The organism is Pseudomonas sp. NY15437 (assembly GCF_048068435.1).
Lineage (GTDB): Bacteria > Pseudomonadota > Gammaproteobacteria > Pseudomonadales > Pseudomonadaceae > Pseudomonas > Pseudomonas nitroreducens_B.
The window spans coordinates 134,957-154,521 of the sequence record NZ_JBLUQC010000002.1 but is presented as its reverse complement, the minus strand read 5'-3'; the positions used below and the strand labels follow the sequence as shown (position 1 = coordinate 154,521).

The window sequence follows — 19,565 nt, the reverse complement described above, 5'->3', positions numbered from 1 at the left end:
TAACGCTTGGGGCGTTATGCGCCCTACGGCAGCTTTTCGTAGGACCGAGGGGGACGCCCCAGTCCTTGCTCGCGAACCGCACGACACTGACGTGGCCGGCAAAAAACGTTCGCGAGCAAGCTCGCTCCTACAGGTCATGGTTTGCGCGGAGACAATATGCTTGAACTGATCCTCGGCGGCGCCCGTTCGGGCAAGAGCCGCCTGGCCGAACGCCTGGCGCTGGAAAGCGGTCTGCCGGTCACCTACGTCGCCACGGCCCAGGCCGGCGATGGCGAGATGTCCACGCGCATCCTCCAGCACCGCGAGCGCCGCCCCGCACACTGGGGCCTGGTGGAGGAGCCGCTGGCCCTGGCCGATGCGCTGGAGCGCCTGGCGGCGCCGCAGCAGTGCGTGCTGGTGGATTGCCTGACCCTGTGGGTCACCAACCTGCTGATCCATGAAGACGGCTGGCGTCTGCGTGGCGAGATCGATTCGCTGCTGGAAACCCTGCCGCAACTGCCCGGGCGTATCCTCCTGGTCAGCAACGAAACCGGGCTGGGCGTGGTGCCGATGGGCGAGCTCAGCCGCCGATATGTCGACGAGGCCGGCTGGTTGCACCAGTCGCTGGCCGAGGTCAGCGAGCGCGTGGTGTTCACCGTCGCCGGCCTGCCCATGGTGCTCAAGGGGGAAGCGTTATGAGTCTGCAATGGTGGCTGCAATCGACCCAGCCGATCGACCGCGTGGCGCAGGACAAGGCCGCCGCGCGCCAGGACCAGCTGACCAAGCCGCGCGGCGCGCTGGGCCGGCTGGAGGAGGAGACCATCCGCCTGGCCGGCCTGCAGGGCCGCGAGCGGCCGGGCCTGGAGCACCTCTGGATCGCCCTGTTCGCCGGTGACCACGGTGTGGTGGCGGAGGGCGTGTCGGCCTATCCGCAGGCGGTGACCGTCGAGATGTTGCGCAACTTCGTGCGCGGCGGTGCGGCGATCAGCGTGCTGGCCCGCGACCTCGATGCGCGCCTGGAGGTGATCGACCTCGGCACCGCCACGCCGCTGGAGCCGCTGCCGGGCGTGCTGCACGTGATGGTGGGCGCCGGCACCGCGAACTTCACCCGGGAGCCGGCGATGACCGCCGCCCAGTGTCTGATCGCCCTGGAGACCGGCCGCGAATCGGTGCGCCGCGCGCAACAGGCCGGTGCGGAGCTGTTCATCGGCGGCGAAATGGGCATCGGCAACACCAGCTCCGCGGCGGCTCTCGCCTGCGCCTTGCTGGACGAGCCGGCGCAGGCGCTGGTGGGCCCCGGTACCGGGCTGGACCCGCAGGGCGTCGCGCGCAAGGTCGAGGTGATCGACCGCGCGCTGGCGCTGCACCGCGCGCACTGCGACGAGCCTTTCGAGGCGCTGTGCCGTCTCGGCGGTTTCGAGATCGCTGCGCTGGTGGGGGCCTACCTGGCCTGTGCGCAGAAAGGCATCCCGGTGCTGGTGGACGGCTTCATCTGCACCACCGCCGCGCTGTGCGCCACGCAGCTGAACCCCGGTTGCCGCGACTGGCTGCTGTTCGCCCATGCCGGCGCCGAGCCGGGGCACAACCGCGTGCTCGCTGCGCTCAATGCGCAACCGCTGCTGGACCTCGGCCTGCGCCTCGGCGAAGGCAGTGGCGCGGCGCTGGCCGTACCGCTGCTGCGCCAGGCCTGCCGGTTGCACGCGGGCATGGCGACCTTCGCCGAGGCGGCGGTGTCGGATCGCCCGGCATGACGCTGCGCCTGGAGCTGCTGCGCCACGGCGAGACCGAACGGGGCGGCGGCTTTCGCGGCCGCCTGGATGACGCGCTGACCGAAACCGGCTGGGCGCAGATGCGCGGCGCGCTGGGGGATGCGTGTCGCTGGTCGGCGCTGGTCAGCTCGCCGTTGCAGCGCTGCGCGGCGTTCGCCGAGGAACTGGCGGCGCGCCACGGCTTGCCGCTGGGCTTCGAGCCGCGGTTGCAGGAGTTGGACTTCGGCCAGTGGGAAGGTCTGTCGCCCGCTACGCTGATGGAGACCGACGCCGCGGCGCTGGAGCGCTTCTGGAACGATCCGTACGCCTACCCGCCGCCCGGCGGCGAGGCGATGGGCGACTTCGAATCCCGCGTCTTCGCGGCGCTGGAACGCGTCTACCAGGCCCATGCCGGCTCGTCCGTGCTGGTCATTACCCACGGTGGGGTGATGCGTCTGCTGGGCGCCCTGGCCAATGGCCTGCCGGCGAAGCGGCTGTTGGAGGTGGTGGTGGCCCATGGCGAATGCATGGCGTTGGACGTGACCCGCGACGGCGCCGGCTGGCGCATCCACAAGGCAGAGTGCTGATGAACGACCCGCATCCGCAGCGCGAGCAAGAGCCAGCTGGTCCCGCCGAGCCGCTCAACGACTGGCTGCTGCCCCTGGTGGCGGTGCAGTTCCTCACGCGCCTGCCGGTGCGCCTGCGGCACATGCCGACGCCGGAGCAGTTCGGCCGCGCCACCCTGTACTACCCGCTGGTGGGCCTGCTGATCGGTGCCGTGCTGTTCGCCCTGGGCGAGCTGCTCAGTGGCGTGCACCTGCTGTTGCAGGCGGCGCTGATCCTGCTGGTGTGGGTGGCCCTGACCGGCGCGCTGCACCTCGACGGCCTGGCCGACACGGCCGATGCCTGGATCGGCGGGCTGGGCGACCGCGAACGCACCCTGGCGATCATGAAGGACCCGCGCTGCGGCCCGGGGGCGGTGGTCGCGCTGGTGCTGCTGTTGTTGCTGAAATTCGCGGCGATCAGTGCACTGCTCGGCAATCACCCGCACTGGGGATTGCTGCTGGCACCGTGGCTGGGGCGCTGCGCGCTGCCGCTGCTGTTCTTCACCACCGACTACGCGCGCAAGGGCGGGCTGGGCCAGGCGCTGGCCGACCACCTGCCACGCGGCGCGCTGCCGTGGATGCTGGCGGCCAACGCGGCGCTGATGGTGCTGGCGGGGCTTGCCGGACTGCTTGCGCTGGTGGTGGCACTGGTGCTGTTCGTCTGGCTGCGCAGCCGCTTCATCGCCCGCCTGGGCGGCACCACCGGCGACACCGCCGGGGCGATGCTGGAGATGATCGAGTGCGCTGTGCTGGTGGCGTTGGCGCTGTGAGGATGGATCTGCTCAGTATCCGCGCGGACTTGAATCTGTAGGAGCGAGCTTGCTCGCGAACTGCATGGCACGGGTGCGTCCGGCGAGATCGCTCGCGAGCAAGCTCGCTCCTGCAGCAAGCGCGTCAATCGAAGGCGAAATGCTCCGTCTTCAGGCCCATGATCGAACGCACCGGTTTGGCCATCGCCGCCGCATGCCCCTTGGCGCGTGGTAGCAGGCGGGCGAAGTAGAAGTCGCTGGTGGCGATCTTGGCCTTGTAGAAGTCGCTCGACTCGCTGCCGCCCTGGCGCAGGCGCTTGCGTGCGGTGGCTTCCTGCAGCGCCCAGGCGTAGGCCAGCGCGGCGTAGCCGGAGAACATCAGGTAGTCGTGGCTGGCGGTGCTCACCAGGTCGCGCTGCTTGCGGGCGGTGAGGGCGATGCGCAGGGTCAGCAGGTTCCACTGCGCGCAGAGTTTCAGCAGGGTGAGCGCGCGGCCGCGCATGGCCGGCTCCTGCTTGAGCAGTTCGACGGCGAACTTCGCCACCTGGGCGGTGAAGTCACGCACGGCCTTGCCCTGGGTCATCAGCAACACCTTGCGGCCGAGCAGGTCCAGCGCCTGGATGCCGGTGGTGCCTTCGTAGAGCGTGGCGATCCGCGCGTCGCGGACGATCTGCTCCATGCCGTGTTCCTTGATGTAGCCGTGGCCGCCGAACACCTGCATGCCCAGGTTGGCGCTCTCCAGACCCAGTTCGGTCAGGCAGCCCTTGAGGATCGGCGTGAGGAAGCCGAGCTTGTCGTCCCAGCGGTCGTACTCGGCGTTGTCGTGGGTCAGCAGGCCCTGGATCATCTTGTCGGCGTACTGGGTGGCCAGGTAGATCAGCGCGCGGCCGCCCTCGGCCACGGCCTTCTGGGTCAGCAGCATGCGGCGCACATCGCCGTGGTGCATCAGGCTGTCGGCGATCTCACCGGGCTCCTTGGTGCCGGACAGGGCACGCATGGAGCGGCGCTCGCGGGCGTAGGCGAGCGCGCCCTGGTAGGCCAGCTCGGCGGTGGCCACGCCCTGGATGGCGGTGCCGATGCGCGCGCTGTTCATGAAGGTGAACATGCACTCCAGGCCCTTGTTCGGCTCGCCGATCAGGTAGCCGGTGGCTGCGTCGAAGTTCATCACGCAGGTGGCCGAGGCCTTAATGCCCATCTTCTTTTCCAGCGCGCCGCAGGTCACGCCGTTGCGCGGGCCGAGGCTGCTGCCTTCGCCCGGCAGGAACTTCGGCACGATGAACAGCGAGATGCCGCGCGTGCCCTTGGGCGCATCCGGCAGGCGTGCGAGGACGATATGCACGATGTTCTCGGTGAGGTCGTGCTCGCCCGAGGAGATGAAGATCTTGGTGCCGGTGATGGCGTAGCTGCCGTCGGCATTGGGTTGCGCACGGGTCTTCACCTGGCCCAGGTCGGTGCCGCACTGCGGCTCGGTCAGGCACATGGTGCCGCCCCAGCGGCCTTCGGTGAGCGGGGTGAGGTAGGTCTGTTTCTGTTCCTCGGTGCCGTGCTGCATGAGCGTGTTCATCGCCCCCAGCGACAGCCCCGGGTACATGGAGAACGGCCAGTTGGCGGTGCCCAGCATTTCCTGCTTGAGTGCGCCCAGGCTCATCGGCAGGCCCTGGCCGCCGTATTCCACCGGGTGCGACAGGCCCTGCCAGCCGCCCGCGACGTAGGCGTCGTAGGCTTCCTTGAAGCCCTTTGGCGTGCGCACTTCGCCGTTCTCCAGGTGGCAGCCTTCCTCATCGCCGCTGTGGTAGAGCGGGGCGATCACTTCCTCGCAGAGCTTGGCGCATTCGCCGAGGATGGCATCGACCATGTCCGGCGTCGCGTCGCCGCCGTTGACCAGGTTCTGGTAGTGGCGGGGGAAATCGAAGACTTCGTTGAGCAGGAAGCGGGTGTCGCGCAGCGGGGCTTTGTAGATGGGCATCGGGGACCTCGGACCGTGATGCGCCCCGTCGAAAGCGCGGGGCTGGATGGCCGCAGTTATACGACCGGGGCGCCGCGGTGCCCTTGGCTGCGCCAACGCCGGGCGCTGGCAGATGGGACAATCGGTCGCGCCGGCCATTGACCGGGCGATTATGCGGGTATATACACGTATCCATGCTGACGACCCAATGCCTGTGTACCAAACTGCGCCGCTCGGCCCGCGCGGTGACCCGCGTGTACGACGATGCCCTGAAGGGTATCGGGCTGACCACGGCGCAATTCTCCCTGCTGCGGCACCTGTCGCGGCTGGAGCAACCAAGCATTTCCGACCTGGCTGACGCGATGGGGCTGGACCGCAGTACCCTCGGGCGCAACCTCAAGCCGCTGGAAGCCGAGGGCTTGGTGAAGCTGGAAGAGGGTGAGGACCAGCGCAACCGCATCGTGGTGCTGACGCCGACCGGGCTCGAACGCATCGTGCGCGGTCGCGATGCCTGGGATGCGGCGCAGCAGGACGTCGCCGCGCACCTGGGTGAGGAAAAACGTCGTCAACTGGAAACCCTGCTGGATGAGCTGGCCGCGCTGGAGCGCTAGCGGTGGCCGCCTTGCAACGGTAGGAATGCATAAAAGCGGGCATATACCCGCATAGGAGCAATCGATGTCGAAGCTGTCGCGCACGGGGTTCTGGATACTGCTATCCGGCGCCCTGATCCTCGCCCTGTCACTGGGCATCCGCCATGGCTTCGGCCTGTTCCTTGCGCCGATGAGCGCGGAGTTCGGCTGGGGCCGCGAGACCTTTGCCTTCGCCATTGCCCTGCAGAACCTCATCTGGGGCATCGCCCAGCCCTTCACCGGGGCCATCGCCGACCGCTTCGGCGCCATGCGCACGGTGGTGATAGGCGGCATTCTCTACGCTGTCGGGCTGGTGCTGATGGGCTATTCCGACTCGGCCTTCAGCCTGTCGCTGAGCGCTGGCCTGCTGATCGGCATCGGCCTGTCGGGCACCTCGTTCTCGGTGATCCTTGGCGCGGTTGGCCGCGCGGTGCCGCTGGAGCGGCGCAGCATGGCCATGGGCATCTCGGCGGCCGCCGGCTCGTTCGGCCAGTTCGCCATGCTGCCGGGCACCCTCGGGCTGATCGGCTGGCTGGGTTGGTCCGCCGCATTGCTGGCGCTGGGACTGCTGGTGGCATTGATCGTGCCGCTGGCGGCGCTGATGCGCGACAAGCCGCTGCCCGCCCAGGGCCATGAACAGACCCTTGGCGAGGCGCTGCGCGAGGCGGCCGGGCATTCCGGCTTCTGGCTGCTGTCGCTGGGCTTCTTCGTCTGCGGTTTCCAGGTGGTGTTCATCGGCGTGCACCTGCCCGCCTACCTGGTCGACCGCCACCTGCCGGCCACCGTCGGCACCACGGTGCTGGCGCTGGTGGGCCTGTTCAATGTGTTCGGCACCTACATCGCCGGCTGGCTCGGCGGGCGGATGAGCAAGCCCAAGCTGCTCACCGGCCTGTACCTGCTGCGCGGCGTGGTGATCGTGACCTTCCTCTGGGCGCCGCTGACGGTGTGGACGGCCTACCTGTTCGGCATCGCCATCGGCCTGCTCTGGCTGTCCACCGTGCCGCTCACCAACGGCACGGTCGCCACGCTGTTCGGCGTGCGCAACCTGTCGATGCTCGGCGGCATCACCTTTCTGTTCCACCAGGTCGGCGCCTTCCTCGGCGGCTGGCTGGGGGGCTACGTGTATGACCACACCGGCAACTACGACCTGGTCTGGCAGATTTCCATCCTCCTCAGCCTGCTGGCCGGCCTGCTCAACTGGCCGGTGCGCGAGCGCCCGGTCGAGCGCGTCGCGCTGGGGGCAGCGTGAAGCGCCCGGTGCTGCTCGCCCTTGCGCTGGGCCTCGGCCTGGCGCTGGCGGGCGCCGCGTGGTGGGGCTGGCAGCGTGGCGGACTGGCGCTCATGCAATTGGGCATGGGCAGTTGCTGATACCCGGCGCGCGGGGTAGCGTGGCCTGATCACCGGAGGATTCCCACGATGCGCCCACGTCTTTCCCTCCTCGCCCTGACCCTGCTGCTGCCCCTGGCGGCGCAGGCCGCCGACTGCCCGGCACTGCTCAAGACCCAGGGCGAGCTGCCCAAGCTGCGTTCCAAGGACGTGCTGGACCTTTGCGAGCTGTACGCCGGCAAACCCCTGGTGATCGTCAACACCGCCAGTCATTGCGGCTTCACCCCGCAGTTCAAGGGGCTGGAGGCCGTCTACCAGCAGTACAAGGGGCAGGGGCTGGAAGTGCTGGGCGTGCCTTCCGACGATTTCAAGCAGGAAGACGCCGACGCCGCCGAGACCGCGAAGATCTGCTACGGCAACTACGGCGTGACCTTCAACATGACCTCGGTGCAGCACGTGCGCGGCGACGAGGCGATCCCGCTGTTCAAGGATCTCGCCCAGCAGGCGGACCAGGCGCCGCGCTGGAACTTCTTCAAGTACGTGGTGGACCGCCAGGGCAAGGTGGTGGCGCAGTTCTCCAGCCTGACCAAGCCGGATGATCCGCAGCTGCAAGCCGCCATCGAGAAGGCCATCGCCAGCCAGCCCTGAGGCGCCGTTTTTCTTTTTTCGTAGGAGCGAGCTTGCTCGCGAACAGATCCTTGAACATCTGTATCAAGCGGTTCGCGAGCTAGCTCGCTCCTACAGGCAGCCATCAAGCCCGGCGAATGCCGGGCTTTTTTGTGCGCATGTGCCGAATGAGCAGAAAATTCCTGTTACAGAATCCGATGTGAATGCGACAATTCGCGTCCGGCGCCACGCCCGTTGGCCGCCGATGTCATGGATTCGATTCAGGAGATTTTCCCCATGGATGGCAAAGCCCTTTTCCTCGTTGCCCTGCTCGCCCAGGCCGTTGCCGCACCGGCATTCGCCGCGCCTGCCACGTCCAACCAGAACGAAGCGCCCGCCGCCACTGCGCCTGCCGCGGCCGCCGAGTCGGACGAGGAGATGTCGCCCGAGACCTTCGTCGCCAGCCTGCACTTCCAGAAGGGCAAGGTGGTGGTCGGCGACAACCTCGCGACCTTCGACCTGCCCGCCGATTTCGTCTTCCTCGATGGCAAGGATGCCGAGCGCGTCCTCGAGGCCTGGGGCAATCCGCCCAGTGCCGAGCCGCCGCTGGGCATGCTGATGCCCGCCGGTGTATCGCCCTTTGCCGCGGAATCCTGGGCGGTGACCGTGCAGTACGAGGAGAGCGGTTACGTCTCCGACGAGGACGCGGCGAAGATCGACTACGCCGAAATGCTCAAGGACATGCAGGACGACCTCAAGGAAGCCAATCCGCAGCGCGAGCAGCAGGGCTTCGAGGCGATCCAGCTGATCGGCTGGGCCGCGCCGCCGCACTACGATGCCGCCGAGAAGAAGCTGTACTGGGCCAAGGAGCTGCAGTTCGGTGACGCCAAGGAGCACACGCTGAACTACAACATCCGCGCGCTGGGCCGCAAAGGCGTGCTGGTGCTGAACTTCGTTGCCGGCATGGAGCAACTGCCGGAGATCGAGAAGAACGTCGGCAAGGTGCTGGCGATGACCGAGTTCAACCCGGGCAACCGCTACGTCGACTTCAACCCCAGCGTCGACAAGGTCGCCGCCTATGGCCTGGGCGCGCTGATCGCCGGCAAGGTCGCGGCCAAGGTCGGCCTGTTCGCCACCTTGCTGGTGCTGCTGAAGAAGCTGTGGATCGTCCCGGCCCTGGCCATCGGCTGGATCGCCCGGCGCTTCAAGCGCAAGCCGTCGAACGAAGGCTGATGCGCCGCTAAAGAAAAGCCGGGCAGATGCCCGGCTTTTTCGTTGTGGGTAGGAGCGAGCTTGCTCGCGAACGTGGATTCCGGCGGTGTCGGTGCCAAGCGGCTCGCGAGCAGGAAATGGGCGTCCCCTCATCCCGGACCTCTCCCGAGGGAGAGGGGGCAGACCGTGCCCGGCTGGCGCCATGGTTTCACCTTGCACCGACCGGTTCCCTCTCCCTCTGGGAGAGGGCTAGGGTGAGGGCGCGCCTTCGCGCAGGATTATCGACGGAGGAGCGAGCCTGCTCGCGAACGTGGTTTCCGGCGGCGTCGGCACCAAGCAGTTCGCGAGCAAGAGCTGGGCGCCCCCTCGCTCCTACAGGTCCGGTCTTGTGCGTGGCGCAGAAATGAAAAAGCCGGGCATCTGCCCGGCTTTTCGTCTGCGCTGAAGGATCAGCCTTTCTCGCCCTGGACGGTCCTGCCGCCCACGGTGCCGTCCTTGAGCATGATCTGGTATTCCTTGCCGTCGGACTCCTGCTGGTACAGGCGCACGAGGAGGAAGTCCCAGTCCTTGGCAAACCACAGGATGGTCTTGCGGTTGCTCTTGGTGGGATCGCGCACGCGCTCCACCTTGATCGCAGTGATCAGGCCGGCCTGGGTGCGGACCTTCTCTTCGCCGAGCACGCGGAAGTCGTAGGTATCGGTGTCGGTACCCTCGATCACCTGGTAGCTCATGGCCTTCTTGCCGACGGCCACATCGTGCTGCAGCGCGAGCTGGTAGGTGGACTTGTCCAGCTGGCCCTTGTTCAGTGGCTGGCGCACCTGGTCGCCACGGTCGCTGCCCAGCACCTGCTTCTCGGCCCAGTCGAAATCGAGCTCGGTCTGCTTGTTCTTGCCCAGGCCTTCGCGGGCCCAGCGGTAGGTCAGCGGCAGGTAGGTGTCGTTTTCCACCTTGAACGTGCTGCTTTCAGTGAGGCTGGCGAGCAGCATGGACGCCTTGAAATCCAGTTCCCAGCGGCCGCCGTCGCCTTGCTTGAGGCTGCGGGAAGCGGTCCCGCTGATCGGCATCTGTTTCCAGTCGGCGGTGTAGCTGGCCTCGAACGGCTTGAGCTCGAAAGCCTGGGCCGGCAGGGTCAGTACTGCCATCAGGAACAGCAGGGCTCTACGCATCGCGAATCTCCTAGGTTCGGTACGAATAGCCGGAGGCGGGCAGAAGCTCACCATCCAGCATGGCGCCGTGTTCGCCCAGCCGTACCCGGCCTTCGGCGAACCAGCGCATGGCCAGCGGATAGATCACATGTTCCTGCACGTGAACGCGCTGCGCCAGCGTTTCCGGCGTGTCGTCAGACTCTACCGGGATTGCCGCCTGTACGACCAGTGGACCACCGTCAAGTTCCTCGGTAACGAAGTGCACGCTGCAGCCGTGCTCGGCGTCGCCAGCCTCCAGCGCACGCTGGTGGGTGTGCAGGCCCTTGTACTTGGGCAGCAGGGACGGGTGGATGTTCAACAGGCGGCCCTGGTAATGACGCACGAAGTCCGCGCTCAGGATGCGCATGAAGCCGGCGAGCAGCACGAGGTCGGCGTCGAAGCTGTCGATGGCCTGGACCAGTGCGGCGTCGAAGCTTTCGCGGTCGGCGTAGGCCTTGTGGTCGAGGAAGCGGGTCTCGATGCCGGCCTGGCGCGCACGCTCGAGGCCGTAGGCATCCGCGCGGTTGGAGATCACCGCGCGGATGACGGCCGGCGTGTCAGCGCCGGCGAGACTGTCGATCAGGGCTTGCAGGTTGCTGCCGGAGCCGGAAATCAGCACCACGACATTGCAAGGTGTGGACATCAGTGGCCTTTCAGGTTGTTCAGGACCACGCGCTCGGCGTCGGCGGCGCACGCGTCGATGCTGCCGATGACCCACGGCTGTTCGCCGGCGTCACGCAGGGCCTTGAGCGAAGCCTCGACCTGGTCCTGGGCCACGCAGATGACCATGCCCACGCCGCAGTTCAGCACGCGGTGCATTTCGGTCTCGTCGACGTTGCCTTTTTCCTGCAGCCAGTCGAACACCGCCGGGCGCTGCCAACTGGCCACGTCGATGACGGCCTGGGCATTGTCCGGCAGTACGCGCGGGATGTTGTCCAGCAGGCCGCCGCCGGTGATGTGGGCCATGGCCTTGACCGCGCCGGTCTGCTTGATCAGCTGCAGCAGCGGCTTGACGTAGATGCGGGTCGGGGCCATCAGCAGGTCGGCCAGGGGCTTGCCGTCCAGCTGGGTGGCTTCGATGTCGGCGCCGGAGACTTCGATGATCTTGCGGATCAGCGAGTAGCCGTTGGAGTGCGGGCCGGAGGAGGGCAGGGCGATCAGGGCGTCGCCGGCGACCACTTTCGAGCCGTCGATGATTTCCGATTTTTCCACCACGCCGACGCAGAAGCCGGCCAGGTCGTAGTCTTCGCCTTCGTACATGCCCGGCATTTCGGCGGTTTCACCACCGACCAGGGAGCAGCCGGCCAGTTCGCAACCGGCGCCAATGCCGGTGACCACGGTGGCGGCCACGTCGACGTTGAGCTTGCCGGTGGCGTAGTAGTCGAGGAAGAACAGCGGCTCGGCGCCGCAGACCACCAGATCGTTCACGCACATGGCGACCAGGTCCTGGCCGATGCTGTCGTGCTTGTTCAGGTTCAGTGCCAGGCGCAGCTTGGTGCCCACGCCATCGGTGCCGGAGACCAGCACGGGTTGTTTGTAGCCGGCCGGGATTTCGCACAGAGCGCCAAAGCCACCCAGGCCGCCCATGACTTCCGGACGCGCGGTACGCTTGGCCACGCCTTTGATGCGTTCGACCAGGGCTTCGCCGGCGTCGATGTCCACACCGGCGTCCTTGTAGCTCAACGAGGGTTGCTTGTTGCTCATAAATCCAGGCCTATAGAAGGGATGATTCGTCTTGCCGCCGGTGCGCCGTTCGCGCTTGCCGGCCTGCGCGGGAGGCGCGGGATTTTATCAGGCTTGCCCGGCAGCGGCCATCTCGCGCTGTTGCTGCTGGCCGGACGGCTGTTTAAGGTATAGGCCTTCCTTGCCGACTCGTAGCAGTCGGTATTTCTGATTTTTCCCGCGAGAGCCCGCCATGCGTCTGACCGCCCGCCTGTTGATCCTCTGCCTGTCGCTGCTCAGCCTGCCGTCTTTTGCTGAAACGCTGGGCAACCTCTACCAGGTGCACGAACCGGTCGCCTCCCAGCAGCCGGACGAGCGCAACGCCGGCCTGACCCGCGCCCTGCAGACCCTGGTGCTGCGCCTGACCGGCAACACCGGCGCTGCGCAGAACCCGGCCCTGGCGGGGTACTTCAAGGATCCGCAACAGCTGATCAGCCAGTACGGCTACGAGGACGGCCCGCCCCTGGCGCTGGTGGTGGACTTCGACCCGACCGCCACCGACAACGCCCTGCGCCAGGCCGGCCTGCCGGTCTGGGGCGCCAGCCGCCCGAGCGTGCTGGCCTGGTGGCTGAACGAAAGCGCCAGCGGCAGCAGCCTGGTGGGCGACAGCCAGGAAGCGTCCGCGCCGCTGAACCGCGCCGCCCAGCGCCGCGGCCTGCCGCTGCGCCTGCCGATGGCTGATCTTGGCGAACAGCAACTCGGCACTGCCGAGAACCTCAACGCCGCCCAGCCGGACGCGTTGAAAGCCGCTTCCGAGCGTTACGGTGCCGATGCCCTGCTGGCGGTGGACGCCAAGGAAGCCGACGGCAAGTGGACCGCCACCTGGCGCGTGTGGATGGGGGACAGCCGCGAGCAGGGCCAAGCCCAGGGCGATACGCCGGACGCCCTGGCCGATGCGGTGATGCTGGGTGTCTCGCAGCGCCTGTCGCAGCGTTTCGTCGGTTCGGCGGGCTCGGCGTCCGCCCAGGTCCTGCAGATCGAGGGCGCCGACCTGGCGCGCTACGCCGAAGTGTCGCGCCTGCTGGAGCCGATGGGCGCCAAGCTGGTCGAGGTGCAGGGCGGCAATCTGGTGTACCAGGTCACCGCCAGCCCCGAACAATTGCGCGCCCAATTGGGCCTGGCCCGCCTGCAGGAAGCCCCCGCGGAGCCGGCGCAAGCGGCGGTGGACGCCAACGGCCAGCCGGTGCCCAACGCGGCCGTGGCCAAGCAGAACACCCTGCGCTTCCGCTGGTGATCAACGCTGCGGGGGCGGGCAAAGTCCCGCTTCCCGGCGCCGGCGGCTCTGAGTCGCACGTGGTAGCTGCGTTATCCTTCTGATTTGGATAAACTTTCAGTCACCAAGGCCCACCCCAAGCGATTGAAGAAACGCCCGGCCCGGCATGACTCCTATGCAGCTCCCACTCAGCGTACGTCTGCGCGATGACGCAACGTTCGCCAACTACTACCCCGGTGCCAACGCCGCGGCGCTCGGCTACGTCGAGCGTCTGTGCGAGCCCGAGGCGGGGTGGACGGAAAGCCTGATCTATCTGTGGGGCGCCGAGGGCGTGGGCCGCAGCCACCTGCTGCAGGCCGCGTGCATTCGTTCCGAACAGTTGGGTGAGCCGTCGGTTTACTTGCCCATGGCGGACCTGGTGGCCTATGGCCCGGAAATCTTCGACAACCTCGAACAGCGCGAGCTGGTGTGCCTGGACGATCTCGACGCCCTGGCCGGCAAGCGCGAATGGGAAGAGGCGCTGTTCCACCTGTTCAATCGCCTGCGCGATTCCGGCCGCAAGCTGCTGCTGTCGGCCTCGGTGTCGCCGCGCGAGCTGGGCGTGAAACTGCCGGACCTGAAGTCCCGCCTGACCCTCTCGCTGATCTTCCAACTGCACCCGCTGACCGACGACGAGAAGCTGCGCGCCCTCCAGCTGCGCGCGTCGCGCCGCGGCTTGCACCTGACCGACGAAGTCGGGCGCTTCATCCTCACCCGCGGCGCGCGCAGCATGCAGTTCCTCTTCGACCTGCTCGACGAGCTGGACAAGGCCTCGCTGCAGGCCCAGCGCAAGCTGACCATTCCCTTCCTCAAGGAAACCATGGGCTGGTAAACACCGTCAGGTTTCAGCTCAACTCGTTTAGAAACCCCATGATGGCCGTTGCGCAGGGCTGTGCTCGGCTCTGTAGGAGGAAGTGCGGGCCGTCGATTTCTTTCGTTTTGATAGTGCCGCAGCCGTCAGCAGCCATGATGCGTGCACGGCTGGTAACCAGGCGATCATTGGATGGCACCAGGTTCAGGCAGGGAGACGGTAGCGGTTCATTGGTGTTGCGTAGGTCAGCCAGAACTGTCAGACGCGCGCGAGCCAAGGCGGCAGGCATGCGCCTGATTTCATCGGCGATCAGGGCTACCAGCGCTTCTGGCGCGTCTGTCCCTGCACAGAACTGGCGAATCAGGTTGCGCTGCGCGAGGAGCGATGGCGGCAGCACGGGAAGCAATCTGAGAAGGCTGAGAAGCGGGTTCGGTTTGCTGGCAAAGGTTGCCGCGAAGACCACGCCACGTAGCCCGATCGGCCTTCGTCCAGCCAGCATCCGGGCAAGCGGGCCGGAGAATGACTCCCCCAGCAGGACGAAAGGGGCACTTCCAAGTCTGGGATACAGCGAGTCAGCCAGGCTTCGGTAGTCTTGTGGCCCGCACTCAGGTAGTTCGAGACACTCGACCGGCAGGCTGTCTGGGAGGCAGGCTAGCAGTGGGGCGAAGAGGCGGTTGCTACCATTGAGACCCGGCAGGAGTAGCAACCGCACTGATCAGTTCTCGCCAGCCAGCTTGCGGTCGTACTGGAAGCGCCAGCGCGTGTACATCAGCGCCGAACAGAACAGCGACACGCTGAGAATGATCTCTGCCCAGCCGAAGATGGCGTGGTTGGGATCGAAGGCGTTGAGCACGCCGAGGATGAAGTACAGGTTGATCACGTAGCAGGCCCAGGCGTGGCCGCGCGCGCTGCCGATCAGGATGCCCGGCGCTACGACGAGCAGCGGCAGCAGCTTGAAGCCGAGAAACACCCACGGCACCCATTGGGCGCCGCCGTGGGCGTCGGCGAACAGCACATCCCAGAGGACGATGAGCAGGATCAGCCCGATGAAGCTGCCGAGGGCGACCGCGCGGCTGGCGGCCAGCCGGGGTTTGAGCCATTCCATGGGCGGCAGCGGTTTGTTCTTGCGGGCCATTCAGCTCTCCAGTTTGCGCGCGACGTCGGCCAGGCGCTTGCCCAGCGCGCGGCACAGGGTGATTTCGTGCTCGTCCAGGCTTCGCTTGCCATCGGCCGTGGCGAAGTGGCTGGCACCGTAGGGCGTGCCGCCGCCGCGGGTTTCCAGCAGGGCGGGCTCGCTGTAGGGGATACCGGCGATGAGCATGCCGTGGTGCAGCAGCGGCAGCATCATCGACAACTGGGTGGTCTCCTGGCCGCCGTGGAGGCTGGCGGTGGAGGTGAACACCGCGGCCGGCTTGCCCACCAGGCCGCCGGTCAGCCACAGGCTGCTGGTGCCGTCGAGGAAGTACTTGAGCGGCGCCGCCATGTTGCCGAAGCGGGTCGGGCTGCCGAGGATGAGGCCGGAGCAGTCCTTGAGGTCATCCAGGGTAGCGTACAGGGCGCCTTCGGCCGGGATGTCCGGGGCGACCGCTTCGCACTCGGTGGAAACCGCCGGCACCGTGCGCACGCGGGCTTCCAGGCCGCCTTGCTCGACGCCGCGGGCGATCTGCCGGGCCATTTCGGCGGTGGCGCCGTGGCGGCTGTAGTACAGGACCAGGATGTAGGGCGTGCTCAAGGCAGGATCTCCAGCACGTTCTCCGGCGGACGGCCGACGACCGCCTTGTCGCCGACGATGACGATCGGCCGCTCGATCAGCTTGGGATGCCGGGCCATGGCGTCGATCAACTGGTCGTCACTCAACGCCGGGTTGGCCAGGTCCAGCTCCTTGTATTCGTCCTCGCCGGTGCGCAGTAGCTGGCGCACACCGATGCCCAGCTTGCCGAGCAGCGCCTTGAGCTCGGCGGCGCTGGGCGGGGTTTCCAGGTAGCGGACGATCTCCGGCTGGATGCCGCGCGCTTCGAGCAGTTCGAGGGCGCTACGGGATTTGGAGCAGCGCGGATTGTGGAAAATTGAAATCTGGCTCATGTGCCGGGACTCGCAAGGCCGATGAAGTGGCGGCTATTCTAACCGCCTCCTCGGACTGGACTGAACCGCTGTCGTTCGCCGTGATCCATGAGGACGGTTTTTTCGGTGCAGCCAAAGGACACTTCATGCACGAACGCTTGCAGGGCCTGGTCGAATTCGGCCGCTATCTGGTCCAGCGCTTTCTCGCCGACAAGGCGCCCAACAGCGCCGCGGCCCTGACCTACACAACGCTGTTCGCGGTCGTCCCGATGATGACCGTGACCTTCGCCATGCTCTCGGCCGTGCCGGCCTTCGAGGGCATGGGCGAGCGCATCCAGCTGTTCGTGTTCCGCAACTTCGTGCCGTCCACCGGCGAGGCGGTGGAGGCCTACCTGCGCAACTTCACCGTGCAGGCGCGCCACCTCACCTGGCTGGGCGTGGCGTTCCTGGCGGTCACCGCCTTTACCATGCTGGTGACCATCGAGAAGGCCTTCAACGCCATCTGGCGCGTGCGCCAGCCACGCCGGGGCGTGACCCGCTTCCTGCTGTACTGGGCGATCCTCAGCCTCGGCCCGCTGCTGCTGGGCACGGGGTTCGCGGTGTCGACCTATATCACGTCACTGTCGTTGCTCTCCGGCCCCCACGCGCTGCCGGGGGCGGCGATGCTGCTGAAATTCATGCCGCTGCTGGCCAGCGTGGCGGCCTTCACGCTGATCTACGCAGCGGTGCCCAACGCCCGGGTGCCGGTGTTGCACGCGCTGGCCGGCGGGGTATTCACCGCGATCCTGTTCGAGGCGGCCAAATCGCTGTTCGGCTTCTATGTCAGCTTCTTCCCCGGCTACAAGCTGATCTACGGCGCCTTCGCCACGGTGCCGCTGTTCCTGCTGTGGATTTATCTGTCGTGGCTGATCGTACTGTTCGGCGCGGAGCTGGTCTGCAACCTGTCCTCGACCCGCCTCTGGCGCCGTCGGGCGATGCCGCGCCTGCTGGTGATCCTGGGCGTGCTGCGGGTGTTCTTCGACCGCCAGCGCCACGGCCTGCCGACGCGCCTGGCGCACCTGCACCGCGCTGGCTGGCTGTTGCCGGAGGACGAGTGGGAAGAGGTGCTGGACTTCCTGGAGGGCGAACAACTGGTCTGCCGCGCCGGTTCGACCACCGCCGCCTGGGTGCTGTGCCGCGACCTGGGCAGCTACAGCCTGCATCACCTGCTCAACCGCAGCCCCTGGCCACTGCCGTGCCTGGAGGCGTTGCCGGCGCAGCTGGACGAACCCTGGTACGCGCAATTGCGCGAGACGCTGGCGCGCTATCAGGCTGATCGTGAGGCGCTGTTCGGGGACAGCCTGGCGAAATGGTTGAAGCCGTCACATTCCGAGTGACGCAAAACGTCAGTTTGCGGCGAAACTGTTGCTTGCGCGATGTTGCACTGGTCCTGACGGGGCACCAATTCTCGCTATTTCAGAATTGGCACACTTCTGGCTATAGATCTGACAGGACAAAGGAGTCCTTCAGAAGTTCCTTCAGGGCCAGTAAATCCATGAAAAAAGACCAGAACAACGTAGTGCACCTGCATCAGCGCGATCTGACGAGCGCTCTGGAGCGGTTGAATAGAATCACTGGTCTGCATTTCAGCAGCTGGCCCGAATCGCTCCTGCCGTCCGTTCCGCAGGAAACCACCGAACCCGTTGCGGCCCAGCCGTCGGACGACACCCTGGTGCGTCAGCTGGGCTGATGCGTCACAGGCTGGTGACGGCCGGGCGCGCCGCGCCTGCCTGCTGCTCCACCGCCTGCATGAAGACCTCCTCGGCGATGACCCGCGACAGGGGAACGGCCGCGCGCAGCTTGATCTGCGCTTCTTCGATCCGCTGGGAGAACGGCAGCCGCGCCACCCCGGACAGCAGGATGCGGCTCTGCTTGTTGACCGTGCCATGGTCGATCACCACCTCCCGGCTGCGCTCGCCATCGCGGTAGCTGAGCAGCAGCGTTACCGGCAGGTCCGCCACGCCGGGCAGATGCAGCCACACCGCGACGTTGAAGTCGGCCAGCCGCCCGCCATTGGCCGCATTGGCCGGCCGCGCACTGGCGACGATATGGCTGGGTACCTTGCTGACAAGCTGGTCTGTGGGCTGCATCGGGCTGTCCTGTCGATGAAGGCCGGCGTACGTGGCGCCAAGCGCATTCTGAAGGTCGCTGAGTGATCGGCGAGCGAGAATCGTCCCGAAAGTCAGAACGAACGTTCGAATTATAAAAAGGTGGGCGCCAGGCAATCCGGGCGTACTGCCGATCTTGCCTGTGACTTCTCTCCCAAATTCGACAATCAGGCCAGGCGCAGTGGGTGGCGAGCTACCAAGGGCGTGCTGAGGTTGGCGACGGGCAGCGGCAGGATGGTCTGGTTGTCGAAACTGGCCAGCTGCAGCCAGAGGTTCTCCCCTTCGACGAACTGCCCCTGGGCTACCCACAGCCCGTGATACCAGCCATTTCCCGGTTCCGGTGTGCTCTGCAGGACGCCGGGGTGCCGCTGGGCGTCCGGTGCGCGGCGCAGCCAGACTGGGCGAGGGAGTCCTTTCAGATAACGCAGCCCCAGGTGCAGGCCATCGCTGTTGAGATGCCGCCAGCGCACCACGGCAAGGGTGGGTGTGCCGCCGTTGCCTGGGATCAGCAGCAGCTGGCCGACGGGCAGTTGTCCGGCTTGCTGCCCGGCACAGAGGATGCGCGCGCCGCCAGGGCTGGCATCCATCAGCGCCGCTTCCCGACAGGGGCTGGCCGAACTGTCCAGCAGGTGCTGCTGGATTGCCGGGAGACCCACCACGACGCGGCAGGTGCCGCTTTGTTCGGCGCGCTCATGGCGACGCGGCTGATGCCCGAGCCAGTGGTGGCGCACGCGCTCCAGAAGTGCGCCTTGTTCGAGGCGGCGCAGCGGCGCCGGATCGTGCAGGGCGATCAGCAGGGCGCCCAGCTCCAGGCGCCGCAGCTGCTCGGCCGGCGCATCGGCGGCCTGCTCGGCGGCGAGGCAGGGCTCGTCCGAGCCAAGGTCGACCACGAAGCCTTCCTGTTCATCGTCATCCCACGGCAGCAGCCGGCCCAGCGCGGCCAGGGACGCCAGGGCGCTGAACAGTTGCGGTGCTTCGCCTTCGGTCAGGTGGAACGGGTTGCTCAGGGCCAGCAGCAGTATCTGCTGGTAGAGCCCGCGCAGGGTGCCGGCCGGGACGGGATCGAACGCCGCCGCCACCGGCTCGTCCAGGCAGTCCTGATGCTCGCCGATCCAGTACAGCAAATGGCTGTCGCGCCACAGGCTGCCCGGCGGTTGCTGGTACTGCTGGTAATGGCGCAGCAGGGCTTGGGCAAGAAAGTGCTGGGCCATGTATAGACACCAGGCCATGTGCGGCCGCGATGGCTTGCGGCCGTTGAGGATCTGCAGCAGCAGGCGCTTGAAGCCGGCGGCGAGTTCGCTGCAGAAGTGTACGAACAGCGCCGGCGGCGTCTTTTCCTGGCGGATCAGGCGTTCGTAATACCGGTATTCTTCGCTGAGGCTTTGCAGGGCGCGTTGCCTTTCCAGTAAGGTCAGCGCGCACCGGTTGAGGCGGAACAGCGTGCCCAGGGCTCTCTGCAGACCTTCCTGCAGGGGCTGAAGCCGCGATTCCTGAAGCCTGACCGCCAGGTTGCTCATTGCCTCGGCATCTTCTTCGAGGATGTCCGGCACCTCCAGGCGCAGGGCATCGAGCATCATGACCACCCCGCA

At 66.9% G+C, this 19,565-nt stretch carries 23 protein-coding genes; 13 read left to right on the top strand and 10 right to left on the bottom strand.

Annotation, left to right across the window (positions count from 1 at the left end):
* Positions 1 to 156 precede the first annotated feature (156 nt).
* The 4 genes from cobU (at position 157) to ACNFIA_RS04795 (ending at position 3,102) form a co-directional block, all read left to right on the top strand.
* The gene (gene cobU / locus ACNFIA_RS04810) at positions 157 to 678 is read left to right on the top strand and encodes a bifunctional adenosylcobinamide kinase/adenosylcobinamide-phosphate guanylyltransferase (protein WP_416783179.1); all 522 of its coding nucleotides are present in this window, start codon (positions 157 to 159) and stop codon (positions 676 to 678) included.
* The gene (gene cobT, locus ACNFIA_RS04805; RefSeq protein ID WP_416783178.1) at positions 675 to 1,730 is read left to right on the top strand and encodes a nicotinate-nucleotide--dimethylbenzimidazole phosphoribosyltransferase; all 1,056 of its coding nucleotides are present in this window, start codon (positions 675 to 677) and stop codon (positions 1,728 to 1,730) included. The genes cobU and cobT overlap by 4 nt, the downstream gene beginning before the upstream one ends.
* Positions 1,727 to 2,314, top strand: a complete 588-nt coding sequence (gene cobC, locus ACNFIA_RS04800; protein ID WP_416783176.1) for an alpha-ribazole phosphatase family protein — start codon at positions 1,727 to 1,729, stop codon at positions 2,312 to 2,314. Before cobT ends, cobC begins: the two co-directional genes overlap by 4 nt.
* A gap of 65 nt (positions 2,315 to 2,379) precedes the next feature.
* Positions 2,380 to 3,102: an adenosylcobinamide-GDP ribazoletransferase gene (locus tag ACNFIA_RS04795; protein WP_416783729.1), complete on the top strand. Its 723-nt coding sequence runs from the start codon at positions 2,380 to 2,382 to the stop codon at positions 3,100 to 3,102.
* A gap of 124 nt (positions 3,103 to 3,226) precedes the next feature.
* Here ACNFIA_RS04795 and ACNFIA_RS04790 read toward each other — a convergent pair whose 3' ends face one another.
* Positions 3,227 to 5,047 carry an acyl-CoA dehydrogenase C-terminal domain-containing protein gene (locus ACNFIA_RS04790; protein WP_416783174.1) on the bottom strand — a complete coding sequence of 607 codons (1,821 nt, stop codon included), beginning with the start codon at positions 5,045 to 5,047 and terminating at the stop codon, positions 3,227 to 3,229.
* A gap of 173 nt (positions 5,048 to 5,220) precedes the next feature.
* Between ACNFIA_RS04790 and ACNFIA_RS04785 the strand changes: the two genes are divergently transcribed.
* From ACNFIA_RS04785 to ACNFIA_RS04765, 5 genes are all read left to right on the top strand, one after another.
* On the top strand, positions 5,221 to 5,637 hold the full coding sequence (locus tag ACNFIA_RS04785) for a MarR family winged helix-turn-helix transcriptional regulator (RefSeq protein ID WP_416783172.1): 417 nt from the start codon (positions 5,221 to 5,223) through the stop codon (positions 5,635 to 5,637).
* A gap of 73 nt (positions 5,638 to 5,710) precedes the next feature.
* Positions 5,711 to 6,904, top strand: a complete 1,194-nt coding sequence (locus ACNFIA_RS04780) for an MFS transporter (protein WP_416783727.1) — start codon at positions 5,711 to 5,713, stop codon at positions 6,902 to 6,904.
* Complete coding sequence (locus tag ACNFIA_RS04775; RefSeq protein ID WP_259759728.1) at positions 6,901 to 7,023, top strand: hypothetical protein; 123 nt, start codon at positions 6,901 to 6,903, stop codon at positions 7,021 to 7,023. The genes ACNFIA_RS04780 and ACNFIA_RS04775 overlap by 4 nt, the downstream gene beginning before the upstream one ends.
* 48 nt (positions 7,024 to 7,071) lie before the next feature.
* Entirely contained in the window at positions 7,072 to 7,629 is a 558-nt protein-coding gene (locus tag ACNFIA_RS04770) for a glutathione peroxidase (protein ID WP_259753481.1), read from the top strand.
* Between the two features lie 255 nt (positions 7,630 to 7,884).
* A complete protein-coding gene (locus ACNFIA_RS04765) occupies positions 7,885 to 8,820 on the top strand; it encodes a DUF2167 domain-containing protein (RefSeq protein WP_259753482.1) in 936 nt (311 codons plus the stop codon).
* A gap of 428 nt (positions 8,821 to 9,248) precedes the next feature.
* On the opposite strand, the gene ACNFIA_RS04760 is transcribed toward ACNFIA_RS04765, so the two are convergent.
* Genes ACNFIA_RS04760 through purM form a run of 3 tightly spaced genes read right to left on the bottom strand, consistent with a single transcriptional unit; the run spans position 9,249 to position 11,687 of the window.
* Entirely contained in the window at positions 9,249 to 9,965 is a 717-nt protein-coding gene (locus tag ACNFIA_RS04760; protein WP_259753483.1) for a DUF3108 domain-containing protein, read from the bottom strand.
* 10 nt (positions 9,966 to 9,975) lie between these two features.
* Complete coding sequence (gene purN, locus ACNFIA_RS04755) at positions 9,976 to 10,626, bottom strand: phosphoribosylglycinamide formyltransferase (protein ID WP_416783170.1); 651 nt, start codon at positions 10,624 to 10,626, stop codon at positions 9,976 to 9,978.
* Positions 10,626 to 11,687, bottom strand: coding sequence for a phosphoribosylformylglycinamidine cyclo-ligase (gene purM, locus ACNFIA_RS04750; protein WP_207885055.1), 1,062 nt, complete (start codon positions 11,685 to 11,687; stop codon positions 10,626 to 10,628). Before purM ends, purN begins: the two co-directional genes overlap by 1 nt.
* 211 nt (positions 11,688 to 11,898) lie before the next feature.
* On the opposite strand from purM, the gene ACNFIA_RS04745 reads away from it, so the two are divergent.
* Positions 11,899 to 12,939: a DUF2066 domain-containing protein gene (locus tag ACNFIA_RS04745; RefSeq protein ID WP_416783168.1), complete on the top strand. Its 1,041-nt coding sequence runs from the start codon at positions 11,899 to 11,901 to the stop codon at positions 12,937 to 12,939.
* Positions 12,940 to 13,084: 145 nt separating this feature from the next.
* Positions 13,085 to 13,789 carry a DnaA regulatory inactivator Hda gene (gene hda / locus ACNFIA_RS04740; RefSeq protein ID WP_024764559.1) on the top strand — a complete coding sequence of 235 codons (705 nt, stop codon included), beginning with the start codon at positions 13,085 to 13,087 and terminating at the stop codon, positions 13,787 to 13,789.
* A 13-nt stretch (positions 13,790 to 13,802) separates the two neighbouring features.
* Here hda and ACNFIA_RS04735 read toward each other — a convergent pair whose 3' ends face one another.
* From ACNFIA_RS04735 to arsC, 4 genes are read right to left on the bottom strand one after another with little or no spacing between them, the layout of a single operon-like run.
* The gene (locus ACNFIA_RS04735) at positions 13,803 to 14,480 is read right to left on the bottom strand and encodes an alpha/beta fold hydrolase (protein WP_259753487.1); all 678 of its coding nucleotides are present in this window, start codon (positions 14,478 to 14,480) and stop codon (positions 13,803 to 13,805) included.
* A 3-nt stretch (positions 14,481 to 14,483) separates the two neighbouring features.
* A complete protein-coding gene (locus ACNFIA_RS04730; protein ID WP_259753488.1) occupies positions 14,484 to 14,903 on the bottom strand; it encodes a DUF2069 domain-containing protein in 420 nt (139 codons plus the stop codon).
* Positions 14,904 to 15,500, bottom strand: a complete 597-nt coding sequence (wrbA, locus tag ACNFIA_RS04725) for an NAD(P)H:quinone oxidoreductase (protein WP_259753489.1) — start codon at positions 15,498 to 15,500, stop codon at positions 14,904 to 14,906.
* Positions 15,497 to 15,850 (bottom strand): arsenate reductase (glutaredoxin), encoded by a 354-nt coding sequence (arsC, locus tag ACNFIA_RS04720; RefSeq protein ID WP_416783165.1) that lies wholly within the window; start codon positions 15,848 to 15,850, stop codon positions 15,497 to 15,499. The genes wrbA and arsC overlap by 4 nt, the downstream gene beginning before the upstream one ends.
* A gap of 125 nt (positions 15,851 to 15,975) precedes the next feature.
* Between arsC and ACNFIA_RS04715 the strand changes: the two genes are divergently transcribed.
* Positions 15,976 to 17,205 carry a YihY family inner membrane protein gene (locus tag ACNFIA_RS04715; RefSeq protein WP_259753491.1) on the top strand — a complete coding sequence of 410 codons (1,230 nt, stop codon included), beginning with the start codon at positions 15,976 to 15,978 and terminating at the stop codon, positions 17,203 to 17,205.
* Positions 17,206 to 17,363: 158 nt separating this feature from the next.
* Positions 17,364 to 17,558 carry a hypothetical protein gene (locus ACNFIA_RS04710; protein ID WP_416783163.1) on the top strand — a complete coding sequence of 65 codons (195 nt, stop codon included), beginning with the start codon at positions 17,364 to 17,366 and terminating at the stop codon, positions 17,556 to 17,558.
* A gap of 4 nt (positions 17,559 to 17,562) precedes the next feature.
* On the opposite strand, the gene ACNFIA_RS04705 is transcribed toward ACNFIA_RS04710, so the two are convergent.
* Positions 17,563 to 17,958, bottom strand: coding sequence for a hypothetical protein (locus ACNFIA_RS04705; RefSeq protein WP_416783162.1), 396 nt, complete (start codon positions 17,956 to 17,958; stop codon positions 17,563 to 17,565).
* A gap of 185 nt (positions 17,959 to 18,143) precedes the next feature.
* Positions 18,144 to 19,553: a PilZ domain-containing protein gene (locus ACNFIA_RS04700; RefSeq protein WP_259753494.1), complete on the bottom strand. Its 1,410-nt coding sequence runs from the start codon at positions 19,551 to 19,553 to the stop codon at positions 18,144 to 18,146.
* Between the last annotated feature and the right edge of the window lie 12 nt (positions 19,554 to 19,565).

Excerpts from the sequence above, each read along its gene's own strand:
- ACNFIA_RS04785 (WP_416783172.1), top strand. The coding sequence starts at position 5,221 with ATGCTGACGACCCAATGCCTGTGTACCAAACTGCGCCGCTCGGCCCGC.
- ACNFIA_RS04715 (WP_259753491.1), top strand. The coding sequence starts at position 15,976 with ATGCACGAACGCTTGCAGGGCCTGGTCGAATTCGGCCGCTATCTGGTC.
- cobU (WP_416783179.1), top strand. The coding sequence starts at position 157 with ATGCTTGAACTGATCCTCGGCGGCGCCCGTTCGGGCAAGAGCCGCCTG.
- ACNFIA_RS04730 (WP_259753488.1), bottom strand. The coding sequence starts at position 14,903 with ATGGCCCGCAAGAACAAACCGCTGCCGCCCATGGAATGGCTCAAACCC.
- arsC (WP_416783165.1), bottom strand. The coding sequence starts at position 15,850 with ATGAGCCAGATTTCAATTTTCCACAATCCGCGCTGCTCCAAATCCCGT.
- ACNFIA_RS04745 (WP_416783168.1), top strand. The coding sequence starts at position 11,899 with ATGCGTCTGACCGCCCGCCTGTTGATCCTCTGCCTGTCGCTGCTCAGC.
- ACNFIA_RS04770 (WP_259753481.1), top strand. The coding sequence starts at position 7,072 with ATGCGCCCACGTCTTTCCCTCCTCGCCCTGACCCTGCTGCTGCCCCTG.
- purM (WP_207885055.1), bottom strand. The coding sequence starts at position 11,687 with ATGAGCAACAAGCAACCCTCGTTGAGCTACAAGGACGCCGGTGTGGAC.
- ACNFIA_RS04790 (WP_416783174.1), bottom strand. The coding sequence starts at position 5,047 with ATGCCCATCTACAAAGCCCCGCTGCGCGACACCCGCTTCCTGCTCAAC.
- hda (WP_024764559.1), top strand. The coding sequence starts at position 13,085 with ATGACTCCTATGCAGCTCCCACTCAGCGTACGTCTGCGCGATGACGCA.
- ACNFIA_RS04700 (WP_259753494.1), bottom strand. The coding sequence starts at position 19,553 with ATGATGCTCGATGCCCTGCGCCTGGAGGTGCCGGACATCCTCGAAGAA.
- cobT (WP_416783178.1), top strand. The coding sequence starts at position 675 with ATGAGTCTGCAATGGTGGCTGCAATCGACCCAGCCGATCGACCGCGTG.
- ACNFIA_RS04710 (WP_416783163.1), top strand. The coding sequence starts at position 17,364 with ATGAAAAAAGACCAGAACAACGTAGTGCACCTGCATCAGCGCGATCTG.
- purN (WP_416783170.1), bottom strand. The coding sequence starts at position 10,626 with ATGTCCACACCTTGCAATGTCGTGGTGCTGATTTCCGGCTCCGGCAGC.
- cobC (WP_416783176.1), top strand. The coding sequence starts at position 1,727 with ATGACGCTGCGCCTGGAGCTGCTGCGCCACGGCGAGACCGAACGGGGC.
- ACNFIA_RS04760 (WP_259753483.1), bottom strand. The coding sequence starts at position 9,965 with ATGCGTAGAGCCCTGCTGTTCCTGATGGCAGTACTGACCCTGCCGGCC.
- ACNFIA_RS04705 (WP_416783162.1), bottom strand. The coding sequence starts at position 17,958 with ATGCAGCCCACAGACCAGCTTGTCAGCAAGGTACCCAGCCATATCGTC.
- ACNFIA_RS04765 (WP_259753482.1), top strand. The coding sequence starts at position 7,885 with ATGGATGGCAAAGCCCTTTTCCTCGTTGCCCTGCTCGCCCAGGCCGTT.